The organism is Alcanivorax profundi (assembly GCF_003597125.1).
GTDB lineage: Bacteria > Pseudomonadota > Gammaproteobacteria > Pseudomonadales > Alcanivoracaceae > Alcanivorax > Alcanivorax profundi.
In genome coordinates this window covers 673,997-687,529 of sequence record NZ_QYYA01000002.1, presented here as the reverse complement: position 1 = coordinate 687,529, position 13,533 = coordinate 673,997, and the positions used below count along the sequence as shown (strand labels likewise).

9 protein-coding genes are annotated in these 13,533 nt (G+C 59.2%); 4 read left to right on the top strand and 5 right to left on the bottom strand.

Annotated features, from left to right (window positions below; translation table 11 throughout):
• Positions 1–38: 38 nt before the first annotated feature.
• Positions 39–926, bottom strand: a complete 888-nt coding sequence (locus D4A39_RS08470) for a D-hexose-6-phosphate mutarotase (protein WP_022985915.1) — start codon at positions 924–926, stop codon at positions 39–41.
• A gap of 155 nt (positions 927–1,081) precedes the next feature.
• Positions 1,082–2,455: a WS/DGAT/MGAT family O-acyltransferase gene (locus D4A39_RS08465; RefSeq protein ID WP_022985914.1), complete on the bottom strand. Its 1,374-nt coding sequence runs from the start codon at positions 2,453–2,455 to the stop codon at positions 1,082–1,084.
• Positions 2,456–3,037: 582 nt separating this feature from the next.
• On the opposite strand from D4A39_RS08465, the gene D4A39_RS08460 reads away from it, so the two are divergent.
• The gene (locus D4A39_RS08460; RefSeq protein ID WP_022985913.1) at positions 3,038–4,636 is read left to right on the top strand and encodes an isocitrate lyase; all 1,599 of its coding nucleotides are present in this window, start codon (positions 3,038–3,040) and stop codon (positions 4,634–4,636) included.
• 333 nt (positions 4,637–4,969) lie between these two features.
• Here D4A39_RS08460 and D4A39_RS08455 read toward each other — a convergent pair whose 3' ends face one another.
• The 3 genes from D4A39_RS08455 to D4A39_RS08445 form a co-directional block, all read right to left on the bottom strand.
• Positions 4,970–6,784, bottom strand: a complete 1,815-nt coding sequence (locus D4A39_RS08455; protein ID WP_119917878.1) for an acyl-CoA dehydrogenase C-terminal domain-containing protein — start codon at positions 6,782–6,784, stop codon at positions 4,970–4,972.
• A 298-nt stretch (positions 6,785–7,082) separates the two neighbouring features.
• The gene (locus D4A39_RS08450; RefSeq protein WP_022985911.1) at positions 7,083–7,892 is read right to left on the bottom strand and encodes an SDR family NAD(P)-dependent oxidoreductase; all 810 of its coding nucleotides are present in this window, start codon (positions 7,890–7,892) and stop codon (positions 7,083–7,085) included.
• A gap of 102 nt (positions 7,893–7,994) precedes the next feature.
• The gene (locus D4A39_RS08445) at positions 7,995–9,695 is read right to left on the bottom strand and encodes a potassium/proton antiporter (protein WP_022985910.1); all 1,701 of its coding nucleotides are present in this window, start codon (positions 9,693–9,695) and stop codon (positions 7,995–7,997) included.
• Between the two features lie 356 nt (positions 9,696–10,051).
• Between D4A39_RS08445 and mnmG the strand changes: the two genes are divergently transcribed.
• From mnmG to D4A39_RS08430, 3 genes are all read left to right on the top strand, one after another.
• Positions 10,052–11,947 (top strand): tRNA uridine-5-carboxymethylaminomethyl(34) synthesis enzyme MnmG, encoded by a 1,896-nt coding sequence (gene mnmG, locus D4A39_RS08440; protein ID WP_022985909.1) that lies wholly within the window; start codon positions 10,052–10,054, stop codon positions 11,945–11,947.
• A complete protein-coding gene (rsmG, locus tag D4A39_RS08435; protein WP_022985908.1) occupies positions 11,944–12,570 on the top strand; it encodes a 16S rRNA (guanine(527)-N(7))-methyltransferase RsmG in 627 nt (208 codons plus the stop codon). Before mnmG ends, rsmG begins: the two co-directional genes overlap by 4 nt.
• Before the next feature lie 149 nt (positions 12,571–12,719).
• A complete protein-coding gene (locus D4A39_RS08430) occupies positions 12,720–13,517 on the top strand; it encodes a ParA family protein (RefSeq protein ID WP_022985907.1) in 798 nt (265 codons plus the stop codon).
• The last annotated feature ends 16 nt before the right edge of the window (positions 13,518–13,533 follow it).

Here is a 13,533-nt window from a genome sequence, read left to right as displayed (position 1 = left end):
GGCAATCACCACCTCTTTTTATGGCGTATTTCTGCGGCTTACAGCGGCGTTGTCATAAATCTGACCGCCATCTCATGGTGCTGGCCCGGTGCCAGCACCAGCATGTCGTCCAGCACGCGGGCGGTTTCAATGCAGATCATCTGTTGCCAGGCATCGTCCGGGAACTGGCTCAGGCGCTGACTTTTCTCGACCCAGGGGTTCCACACCACTGCGGATTGGCTGCCGGAAACCGACAGGGTAATGCGCCGTTGCCAACCGGGATCGTCGATATGGAGCTGATTGCCCAGCTTCAGGTACAGGCGATCCGTTTCGCCTTGCAGGGTCAGCGGGCCCTGCTGCAAATGGCTGTGCCATTGGTCCAGAGCATCCACATAGGGGTGCCCATCGAGGCCCTGCAGGGTAATCCGCCGGCTGTCGCTGACCGCAAAATAGCTATGCAGTGCCTGAGACAGCGCGACCTCGGACTCACTGTGGTTGTGGTTAACCAGCGTCAGTGTCAGGTGCTGGTCCAGACAGACGATCAGGGTCGGGGTCACGCCGGGGGCCTCATCGGGCAGGTGATCCGGGTCGGGCCGGAACCGCAGCACACATTGCTGCGAGCTCTGCACCTGCTCTACCAGTGTCCATGGCAGGCCTCGCACCAGGCCATGGGCGGGCGGGTCGGCCAGGATATAGCGTGAGGCGACAGCGTCGGGATTGAAGCCAAGCCCACCAAACCAGGGCCAGCAAACGGGCACCCCTCCGCGTACGCTCTGGCCACGCTGGTAGGCCGCTTCCGGGCTCAACCAGATCAGTGGGGGCTCGCCGTCGTGGCGGTACTCCAGCACCTGGGCGCCCTGTTCGGCGATCACCAGCGTTTGTCCTCGATGATAAATCTGCCAGCAGGACAGTTCACCGCGGGTGATTTGGGAGATGGAAGAGGTCATCCGTTACCTGCCATTGTCGTCAGGAGAAAATCGGCGTTAGCCGATCTTCGCTGTCATATAGCACCCGCTCCGGTTTGCATCGGGCAGGAAATGTCGGAGATGGGCTTGCGCCCATTTCCGACCTGCGGTTCAGCGGGTTACCCAGCTTGCCTACGTCACTTGATCCCTGCCGCGATCTCCAGCTCGCGGATGGACTGCTCCAGATAATCCAGCAGGCGCTGCATGGAAGGCAGGGTCCGGCGGCAGGCGATCAGGCCAAATTCCAGCTGATCCTGGTAGCTGGTCAGGGTGATATTGAGGGCAATGCGATCCAGGGCAATGGAGACCGGGTACACCCCCTTGAGTTGGGCCCCGTTCCAATACAGCGGCTCACGGGGCCCCGGCACGTTGGAAATCACCACATTGAAGGCACGCCATTTGGGGGCCAGCCCGGTCAACAGGTTGAGGCCGGTGGGCGCCATGGTCAGGGCGGTAAAGTTGAGGATTTCCTCGGCACTCATTTGCGAGAAGCGTTGCTTGGCCTCCTCGATGGAGTCATGCACCACCCGGATACGGTTGCCGGGATCACAGATATGGGTGCCCAGGTTGGCCAGGATCATACCGATCTGGTTACCGCCGGCGCTGTCGTCGGTACGCAAGTTCATGGGCACCATGGCAATCAGCGGTTCGTCCGGCAGGGCATGCTGGCTGATCAGATATTCGCGCAGGGCGTGACCGCACATGGCCAGCACCACGGTGTTCACTGTACAGCCAAACGCCTTGGCAATGCCTTTCAGGCGCGACAGGCAGAAGCTCTGGGCGGCGAACCGGCGCGAACCGGTGATGGCACCATTCAGAATGGTGTCAGGGGCCTGGAAGATGGAAACGTAATTCTCATCCTTCTTGGCCTTCTGGGTGACCTTGTAGATCTCCCGCGCCAGCGCAGGCACCGTCGCCGCCTGCTTGCTCACGCCGGCGGTGAGGCGGGCCAGACTGGAGGCCACATCCACCGGGTTGCTGGGCAGTGAGCGTTGGCGCTTCTTGATCTGGAAGGCCCAGCCCGGTGCCATATCCCGCTCATTGGGGTCGGTAGACAAGGTGCGTGTAGCCGTGCGCATGGCCGAAATACCGTCCATGACCGAATGGTGAATCTTGTAGTAGAGCGCGAACTGGCGGCCGCGGATGCCTTCAATCAGGTGGGCCTCCCACAGCGGCCGTTCCCGGTCCATCAGGTTGGAATGCTCTGCCGACACCAGTGCCAGCAGCTCACGGATACGGCCGGGTTTGGGCAGGGCTTCGTGACGAAAGTGATGGTCCAGGTCGAACTGTTTGTCCTCGGTCCAGTAGTACTGGCCAAGGCGCCGGGTAAGGCGCTGATTGAACGGCGCCACCGGGCTGGAATATTCACGCATCTGCTCGGCCAGCTCACTGACATACTTGGGGCCGGCACCCTCCGGAAAATGGAACAATTGCAGGCCGCCTACATGCATGGGCTGCTGGCGTTTTTCGAGCCACAAGAACAACTGGTCCACCGGGCTTAGCGCTTTCATAGAGTCCTGTTCCTTCTCTCTTGTCGTGGTTCCATTTACACAGACTGTCTACCGCTATTGAAAATGAAATGCAGCGTCCGTGCCAATCGGTGAAAAAACCGATTTTTTGCTTGGCAGAGAGGATGATAGCGATAAAAACGGGTGGGGGTCACTGTGTCGACGGCGAGGTCATCATGGCATTCATGTGAATAAGAAGGGCTGTCTCATTGGGTAATGTTATCGAAGAAGATTCAGTGAAAGACAGTGGGATGCCGTTCGCATACGCAAGGAATTTGTGGCTTGCGTAGCGACAGGGTTTCACTAACACTCGATGGCTGACTGAGCAGTCATAACAGGGTGAGAGGGAGAGCGTCCTGGGCTTGCGTCATGCGACGGTATTGTGCGCTCGTTATCCTCAGGAAGGGGAGGCGCCAGCCACTGCAAAGCATTCATCCTGTGAATACTGAAAATAGACCGTATTGATTATGTTTATGGGATGGTGAGGTCTAGAATGCGCTGCATCGTAGGCCGGCATGTCCTGACATGAACAGGGTTGCCCCTCCCCGGTATCGATAAATCAATTTCATATATCAGAGGTTCACCATGTCATACACCAAAGATATCGAAGCACTTAGCTCCGTGATTGGTGCCAACAGCACCTGGAAAGATATCAATCCGGAATCTGCTGTTCGCATGCGTCTGCAAAACCGTTTCAACACGCATCTGGATATCGCAAAGTTCAACGCCAAGACCATGCGTGAAGACATGGCCGCCTATGATGCCGACAACAGCCTGTACACCCAGTCTCTGGGTTGCTGGCACGGTTTCATCGGTCAGCAGAAGCTGATCTCCATCAAGAAGCACTTCGGCACCACCAAGCGTCGTTACCTGTACCTGTCCGGCTGGATGGTTGCTGCTCTGCGCTCCCAGTTCGGTCCGCTGCCTGATCAGTCCATGCACGAGAAGACTACCGTTGCTGACCTGATCCGTGAGCTGTACACCTTCCTGAAGCAAGCTGACGCCTGGGAACTGAACCACCTGTACCGCGCTCTGGACGATGCCAAAGAAGCTGGCGACGCTGCCAAGCAAGCTGAAATCATCGACAAGATCGACAACTACGAAACTCACGTTGTTCCGATCATCGCTGACATCGATGCTGGTTTCGGTAACCCGGAAGCCACCTACCTGATGGCCAAGCAAATGATCGAAGCGGGTGCTTGCTGTATCCAGATCGAAAACCAGGTTTCCGACGAGAAGCAGTGTGGCCACCAGGACGGTAAAGTTACCGTTCCTCACGCCGACTTCCTGGCCAAGATCAATGCCGTACGTTACGCGTTCCTCGAGCTGGGCGTTGACGATGGCGTGATCGTTGCCCGTACCGACTCCGAAGGTGCTGGCTTGACCAAGCAGATCGCTGTTTCCACTCAGGAAGGCGACCTGGCTGATCAGTACAACTCCTTCCTGGAAGGTGAAGAAGTCACCGATCCGTCTACCGTTTCTCACGGTGACGTTCTGGTTAAGACTGCTGGCAAGCTGATCAAGCCGACCAAACTGGCTTCTGGCCTGTTCCAGTTCCGTCGCGATTCCAACATCGATCGTGTTGTTCTGGACTGTGTCACCAGCCTGCAGAACGGCGCTGACCTGCTGTGGATCGAAACCCCGACTCCGAACATCGAGCACATCAAAGGCATGGTTGATCGCATCCGCGAACAAGAGCCGTCTGCCAAGCTGGTGTACAACAACAGCCCGTCCTTCAACTGGACTCTGAACTTCCGTCAGCAAGTATTCGATGCGTGGGAGAAAGAAGGTAAAGACGTATCCGGTTACGACCGTACCCGTCTGATGAGCGCTGACTTCGATGACTCCGAGCTGGCTGCTGAAGCTGACAAGTGGTGTCAGAACTTCCAGCGTGACGCTGCTCGTGAAGCCGGTGTATTCCACCACCTGATCACTCTGCCGACCTACCACACCGCTGCTCTGTCCACCGACCAGCTGGTAGAAGGCTACTTCGGCGAAGAAGGCATGCTGGCCTACGCCGCTGGTGTTCAGCGTCAGGAAATCCGTCGCGGTATCGCTACCGTGAAGCACCAGGACATGGCCGGTTCCAACATCGGTGATGACCACAAAGAGTACTTCTCTGGTGAAGCTGCTCTGAAAGCTGGTGGTAAGCACAACACCATGGGTCAGTTCGAGAACAACTAAGTTTCTCGATCTAACCTTCGGTTAGTGTGAAAAACGGCTCCCGCATGGGGGCCGTTTTTTTTTGGGGATTCATCGTGGCTTGCGGGAATGGGTCCGCTGTAAGGCCCCATCCGCAGGAGCGTTCCTGCCGGAAGACTAAGGCGTATGGGGGCAGGTGGATTTGCCTGGAATTTGCTTTTGGATGACAGAACCGAAACGCTGAATTCCTCAACGCCACCACAGATAGTCTACTTTTCTGGAAAGCCGCGCGCGTCTGCGGCAACAAAAAAAGGGGCGGCCTGATGGCCGCCCCTTTTTGCATCCGACGTCAGTCATCTGACGCCTGACGATCACTTACTCATAATCGAACGAGAAGTGCTCTTCTTTCAACTGCATGGTGCTCTTGGTAGGCTTCAGCGCGGCTTCGGCATGGCCTTTGGCGCTGGGCAGCATACGCTCGAAGTAGAACTCTGCAGTGGCCAGCTTGGCTTTGTAGAATTCCGCCGGCTCGGCACCGCCGTTCTCCAGCTTGTCCTTGGCAACGCCTGCCTGCAGCGCCCAGAAGTACGCCATCATGGCGTAGCCGCTGTACATCAGGAAGTCGTAGCTGGCAGTGGAGACCATGTCGCGGTCCTTGGCTGCCACCAGCATGATGCGGGTGGTCAGGTAGTTCCACTCTGCTGCGATTTTCAGCAGCTTCCAGGCGAACGGACGCAGCTTCGGATCACGCAGGTTCTTGGTGCCGAAGTCCACCAGCTTCTTGCTGAAGTCACGAACACATTTGCCTTTGGTGCTCAGCAGAACCTTACGGCCCAGCAGATCCAGTGCCTGGATACCGGTGGTGCCTTCGTACAGGGTAGAGATCCGCGCATCGCGCACGATCTGCTCCATGCCGTGTTCCTTGATGTAGCCGTGGCCACCGAACACCTGCATGCCGTCGTTAGCCACTTCCAGACCCTTCTCGGTCAGGAAGCCCTTCAGGATCGGGGTGAAGAAGCCCAGCTCGCTATCCCAGTGCTCGTACTTCTTCATGTCGTCTTCCAGGATGCCGGAAATCATGTTGTCGGCGTACTGGGCGGCGAAGTAGATCATGGCACGACCGCCTTCGGCGATGGCCTTCTGCTTGAGCAGCATGCGGCGTACATCACCGTGATGGATCAGGCTGTCAGCAATCTCATCGGGCTGTTTCTTGCCAGACAGGGCACGCATGGACTTACGCTCTTTGGCATAAGGCAGGGCGCCCTGATAAGACAGTTCGGCGTGGGCAATGCCCTGCATGGCGGTACCCAGACGGGCAGTGTTCATAAAGGTGAACATGCACTCCAGGCCCTTGTTTTCCGGACCGATCAGGAAGCCGGTCGCGCCGTCAAAGTTCATCACACAGGTAGCGGAAGCCTTGATCCCCATTTTCTTTTCCAGGGAACCGACGCTCACACCGTGGTCTTCGCCAATCTTGCCAGGCAGATACTTCGGCACGATAAACAGGGAGATACCCTTGGTGCCTTTGGGGGCATCAGGCAGACGTGCCAACACGATGTGCACGACGTTCTCGGTCAGGTCATGATCACCGGAAGAAATGAAGATTTTGGTGCCGGTAATCTTGTAGCTGCCATCACCCTGAGGCTCGGCTTTGGTTTTCACCTGACCAAGGTCGGTGCCGCACTGGGGCTCGGTCAGACACATAGTGCCTGCCCAGGTGCCCTCGGTCAGTGGTACCAGGTAAGCCTGCTTTTGCTCTTCGGTACCGTGCAGCTGGATGGTATTCATCGCGCCCAGGGACAGACCCGGGTACATGGAGAACGACCAGTTCGCAGTGGCCATCATTTCCTGTTTGAGCAGGCCCAGAGACATGGGCAGGCCCTGGCCGCCATATTCAACAGGATGGCTCAGACCTTGCCAGCCACCCGCGACAAATTCGTTGTAGGCTTCCTTGAAGCCCTTCGGAGTGGTAACGACGCCATCTTTCAGCTCACAGCCTTCTTCATCGCCGCTCTGATACAGGGGAGCGATGGTGTTTTCACACAGCTTGGCCATTTCTCCGATGATGGCTTCCACCATATCCGGGGTGGCTTCTTCACCATTGGGCAGAGTCTTGTAGTGACTCTCGAAATCGAACACTTCGTTCATCAAAAAGCGCATGTCGCGCACGGGGGCCTTGTAAGTCGGCATGGAAATTCCCTCGTCAGAATCAGTCAGGCTGTCATAAAGAGCCAAAGGCGGTCTTAAACGGACAGCGGATCACGGAGCGCATTGTTGGGGAAAGCCAACGCAAAGACATTGACTGCCAAGGCGGCAGGGGCGCGGCGTTAGGGTGAATGGGCGTTCACGGGGTGTTGAGCTTCGAGCTGTTAACGGCGAGCGCTGAGGAAAACCACAAACATCGCAACAACGCCGCTGCGCTACGTTCCTGCAGCAGCTCCGCAGAAGGGTTTTCCTCACAGCTCAAAGCGCATAGCTCACAGCTGTCTTACTTCTTTCCCTTCCAGCTATACATGGACGTGGATACCCCGATCCGGTAGGCCACTTCATCCCAGGCCTTGCGCGGCAGTGCCGCCTTGAGCAGCTCGGTGGATTTGGCGATGGCCGGCTCGATGACAAAGCTGTCTTTCTTCTGCATGCCGCGAAGAATGCTTTTGACTACTTTCTCCGGGGTCAGCATGGGGGTGAACATGGGCGTCTTCACCCCGTCGAACATGCCGGTGGAAATGTAGCTGGGGCACACGGTGGTCACATGCACGTGTTTGATCTTGCGCACGTCCAGTTCCAGCCGAATGGATTCAGAAAAACCCACCACGGCCCACTTGCTTGCCGCGTAGGTGCTGCCATAGGGCAGGCCAACAAAGGCAGAAGCGCTGGCGATATTGACCAGGTAACCTTCCTTCGCACTGATCAGGTCATCCAGAAACGCATGGGTGGTGGCCATCAGCCCTTCGCTGTTGATGCGAAAGGTATTGAGGTGCTGCTCCAGATCCACTTGCTCGAACTCGCCGCCAAATACCACGCCTGCGTTATTGATCAGCCCGGTGATGGGGCCCACATCGGCGTGCAGCTTGTCGCGGAATTTGGCGATGCTGGCAAGCTTGCTCACATCCAGCACATAGGGATGGGCCTTGCCGCCGGCGGCCTTGATACGGTCGGCGACCTCGCGGGCGGCACTGATACGGCGAGCGGTGACAATCACCTCGGCGCCCTTGCGCGCAAACTCTTCTGCCATCAGGGCGCCGATACCGGCACCGGCGCCAGTGATCAGAATGCGGTGATTATCAAAACGGGCCATGGGTCATCCTTGTTGGTGTCGACAGTGAATGTGGGGGTCCATGCTCGCATGCCCGCCCCGCCACAGTAAGGATAATAACCGTCAGGGCAGGGATAGGTTGTGCTATCCCGGCAGTTTCAAGCCGGCCAGCACCACCTGTCCATTTTCGACCGAGCGGGCGCGCAGGCGCAGGCCACTGATGCGTACCGTATCGCCGACCACGGCATGCTTGCCGACCTGTTTGGTAAACAGCTCGGCCACGGTGAGCCCCTGCCAAAGGGGCGGGGGAGATTCCACCCCGTAGACGGCCACCAATTGGGCCACCGGGGTTTTGCCGAGCACGGAAAAGTCCCCGTAATAGCGTTTTTCGTCCTGACTCATCTTGTGGCACAGGTCAGACAGCGCCGATTTCTCGGACAGGGGAGCCAGCCAGGAAATCAGGTCGCCGGCTTCAATGACGGGCTCGTCCCGTGGGCTCAGCACCGTGTGATTGCGGTACAGCATCAAGGGCGTGCGCCCGTCATCGGAGAGCTCAGCCAACGGTTTGCCCACTGCACGGGCGCCATCTTCCACCTGGAACTGCAGTAAGTAGCGGTCCCGTGGGGCGGCCAGGGCGACCGTCTGCCGGGGTTCGGTGGAGGGGGGCACCGAGACCTTCAGGCGTCGCGCCATAAAACGCAGGCTTGCGCCCTGGCCAATCAGGGAAATCAGTACCACCACCAGAGTGATATCAAACAACAGGTAGGTCTGTTCCACCCCGGCCAGCAACGGGAACACCGCCAGCACGATGGGCACGGCGCCGCGCAGCCCGGTCCAGGCAATGAACATTTCCTCGCGCCAGGTAAAACGGAACGGCAGCAGGCTGATCCAGACGGCCAGCGGCCGCGCCAGCAGCATCAGGAAGGCCGCCACGGCCAGGGCCCAGGCCAGGTGTTCGGTCAGTCGCGACGGCGTGACCAGCAGACCCAGAATCAAGAACATGCCGGATTGGGCCAGCCAGGCCATGGAGTCCATGGACTTGAGGACGTTGTCGCCGGTCCCGCCGCGGCGATTGCCCGCCACCAGGCCAGTCAGGTAGATCGCCAGAAACCCCGAGCCGCCCACCAGGTTAGTAAGCGCAAACACCATGGCGCCGCCAGAGCACAGCAGCAATGCATGCAGCCCTTCATTGCTGCGCACCCGCAGCAGCAGTTCGCTGATCACCACCCCCAGCACCAGCCCCATCAGTGCGCCAAGGCCGAATTGCTGCACCAGGGTCACCAGCATGCCAATGCCCCACTGGGCATCCGGATTGACCAGTAATCCCACCAGCATCAGGGTGATGAAGATGGCCATCGGGTCGTTGAGTCCGGATTCGATTTCCAGGGTACTGGCGACCCGCTCGTTCAGCGACACACCAGCCCCCTTGATCACGCTGAACACCGCCGCCGCATCGGTAGAACCAATAATGCCCCCCAGCAGCAGGCCCACTCGCCAGTCCACGCCCATCAACCAGGTGGCAAAGGCGCCTACCAGCCCGGCAGAGATGGCCACCCCGAGGGTGGCGAGACTGAGCGCCGGCTTCAGTCCCAGCTTGAAGGTACTGAGCCGGGTGCGCAGGCCGCCATCCAGCAGGATCACGGCCAGGGCAATGTTGCCAATCACATAGGCGGTGGAAAAATCATCGAAATCAATCCCGCCAAGGCCGTCTTCCCCTGCCGCCATGCCCACCAGCAGGAAAATCAACAGCGACGGCACCCCGAAGCGAGCGCTCAGGGACCCAAGCAGCAAGCCGGTGAACATCAGCCCGGTGCCGATCAGCAGGAATAAGTTCAATGAATCCAAGGAGTTTTCCGGTTAAGTGAGATGAACGATCTATAGTAGAATAGCTTACACGCAAGTGGCGCCAGGCTGCATGCTCTCTGTAGGAGCGTCGCTTGCGGCGCGATTCCAAACCAGGATCAAAAACCTTTCCACCACAGCGCGCACTGGGTTCACAGAGAAAACCGTGTTTCCTTAGTGACCTCTGCGCGCTCTGTGGTAAATCCGGTTTAAACGCAGTGGGTTATCGCGCCGCGAGCGACGCTCCTACGGCATGGTGTGAGACGCGTGACACTTGCGGCGTGGGGCGTTCTTTCTATACTATCGCGCCCCTTTGATCATATTTTGAGCAGCAGGCAAACCTGCAAGGTTGTTGTCAGATGGATTATTCCCAGCGTTTTGGCGTGATCGTGATCGGTGGCGGTCATGCCGGTACCGAAGCCGCCCTGGCGTCTGCGCGCATGGGCGTGTCCACCCTGTTGCTTACCCACAATATCGAAACCCTGGGTCAGATGAGCTGCAACCCGGCCATCGGCGGTATTGGCAAGAGCCACCTGGTGCGCGAGATCGATGCACTCGGCGGGGCCATGGCCCGCGCCACCGATAAAGGCGGCATCCAGTTCCGTGTGCTCAATGCCCGCAAGGGCCCGGCAGTGCGCGCCACCCGTGCCCAGGCGGACCGCATCCGCTACAAGGCGGCAATCCGCGAGACGCTGGAAAACCAGCCCAACCTGACCATCTTCCAGCAGCCCGTTGACGACCTGATCGTGGACAATGGCCGCTGTGTCGGCGCTGTTACCAACATGGGCCTGCGTTTTCATGCCGATGCGGTAGTGCTGTGTACCGGTACCTTCCTGGGCGGCGTGATCCACATTGGTCTGGATAACCACCAGGGTGGCCGTGCCGGCGACCAGCCCTCCAATGCGCTGGCCCGCCGTCTGCGCGAGCTGCCGTTCCGGGTGGATCGTCTGAAAACCGGGACCCCGCCGCGTATCGATGGAAAGACCGTGGATTTCTCGGTGATGGAAGAGCAGTGGGGCGACACCCCGCTGCCGGTGATGAGCTATCTGGGCAAGGTGGAAGAGCACCCGCGCCAGATCTGCTGCTATATTACCCACACCAATGCGCAGACCCATGACATCATTCGCAGTGGTTTCGACCGCAGCCCCATGTTCACGGGGGTGATCGAAGGCACCGGCCCGCGCTATTGCCCGTCCATTGAAGACAAGGTGAATCGCTACCCGGACAAGGACACCCACCAGATCTTTGTGGAGCCGGAAGGCCTCGACACCCACGAGCTGTATCCCAATGGCATCTCTACCAGCCTGCCGTTCGATGTGCAGCTGCAGGCGGTGCGTTCCATCCGCGGCTTTGAAAATGCCCACATTACTCGCCCTGGCTATGCCATCGAGTATGACTTCTTCAATCCCCAGGATCTCAAGCACAGCCTGGAAACCAAGCATATGCCGGGGCTGTTCTTTGCCGGCCAGATCAATGGCACCACCGGCTACGAAGAAGCCGGGGCCCAGGGGTTGCTGGCGGGCCTGAATGCCGCCCGCCTGAGCCTGGAGCAGGATGCCTGGACCCCGCGCCGTGATGAGGCCTACATCGGCGTGCTGGTGGACGACCTGATTACCATGGGTACCCAGGAGCCTTACCGCATGTTCACCAGCCGGGCCGAATATCGGCTGTTGCTGCGTGAAGACAATGCCGACCTGCGTCTGACAGAGAAAGGGCGCGAACTGGGGCTGGTGGACGACGAGCGCTGGGCGGCCTTCAATGCCAAGCGCGAGGGCATGGAAAAGGAAGAGCAGCGCCTGAAAAATACCTGGGTGCGGCCACAGACACCGCAGGCTGAAGCGGTGAACCAGCTGATCGAGAACCCGCTGACCCGCGAATACAGCCTGTTGGACCTGCTCAAGCGTCCGGAGCTGGATTACGCCAGTCTGGCCAATGCTGTGGCGCTGGAAGATCGCCCGTCCGCCGAAGTGGTCGAGCAGATGGAAATTCTCGCCAAGTACGCCGGCTACATTGACCGTCAGACCGACGAGATCGAAAAGCTGCGGGCGGCGGAAACCACGGCTCTGCCGGCGGATTTCGACTACGAGCAGGTGAAAGGCCTGTCCAACGAGGTGAAGCAGAAGCTCGGCACCGTGCGCCCGGACACCCTGGGCCAGGCGGGCCGGATTCCCGGGGTGACCCCGGCGGCCATTTCCCTGCTGATGATTTACCTGAAGAAACACCACCACCAGAACAAGGCCGCCCAACACGCATGAGCCTGCCCGCACAACTGGCTGACACTCTGGCCCGGGGGATCGACACCCTCGGCCTGCCCCTCAGCGACGACCAGCAACGCCAGCTGATCCACTACGTGGAACTGCTGGTCAAATGGAACCAGGCCTACAACCTCACCGCCATCCGCGACCCGCAGGAAATGGTGACCCGCCACCTGCTCGACTCGCTGGCGGTGCTGCCGTTCGTGGGCGAGGGCGATACTCTGGATGTGGGGACCGGCGCTGGCATTCCCGGCATTATCCTCGCGGTATCCCGCCCGCAGCAGTCGTTCACCCTGCTGGATTCCAACGGCAAGAAAACCCGCTTTGTGCGCCAGGCCCGCCGGGAACTGGGGCTGGATAACGTGGAGGTTGTACACGGTCGCGTGGAACAGTACCGTAAAGCGCCATCACAGATAATTTGTCGGGCCTTTGCCTCCTTGTCGGACATGCTGGCGCTCATGACGTCCATAATGACCGACAATACCCGGCTACTGGCCATGAAAGCGGCCAGCACGGAAGACGAACTGGCGACCCTGCCGGCACAATGGCAAGGGCATCACCACACCCTGACCGTGCCGGGTCTGGACGAACCCCGCACCCTGGTGGTGGTAAGCAAGGCCTGATGCCCGTGCCCGGCATTGCCGAATGGAGTGTGGGAGCTTGCCTGCAAGCGATTTTCGTTGCGACAGCGCAAATCGCCAGCAGGCTGGCTTCCACAGCGGTCTGATCCGCCCGCATGGCGGAGCCGCAATGTCTCAATAAGGAGAACAGCGTGACCACCGTATTTGCCGTAGCCAATCAGAAAGGCGGCGTGGGGAAAACCACCAGCAGTGTGAACCTGGCGGCGTCACTGGCGGCCACCCGCAAGAAGGTGTTGCTGGTAGACATTGATCCCCAGGGGAACGCAACCACCGGTTCCGGTGTGGACAAGTTCGACACCGACTACACCATCTACGACGTACTGTGTGACGAAGTGCCCACCGAAAAGGCCATCGTCAACACCCCGGAAGACAGCGGCTTCGACCTGATCACCGCCAACGGCGACCTGACGGCGGCGGAAGTCCAGCTGCTGGACATGAAATCCCGTGAGTTCCGCCTGCGCAACGCGCTGGCCCGCATCCGTGACAATTACGACTATATCCTCATCGACTGCCCGCCGAGCCTCAATATGCTCACGGTGAATGCCCTGACCGCGGCAGACTCGGTGATCGTGCCGATCCAGTGCGAATACTACGCCCTGGAAGGTCTCACGGCCCTAATGAACACCATCGAAAAAATCCGCACCGTGCTGAACCCCAAGCTGCACATCGGCGGCCTGTTGCGCACCATGTACGATCCGCGCAACAGCCTTTCCAACGATGTCTCCAACCAGCTGATCAGCCACTTTGGTGACAAGGTGTACCGCACCATCATTCCGCGCAACGTGCGGCTGGCGGAGGCTCCCAGCCACGGCGCCCCGGTGATTACCTATGATCCCAAGTCCCGTGGTGCGGTAAGCTACCTGGCACTGGCCGGCGAAATCCTGCGCCGCGAACAGGCCCTCAAGACTCAACCTGCCGCGGCATCGTAATTGCACGGCAGATGAC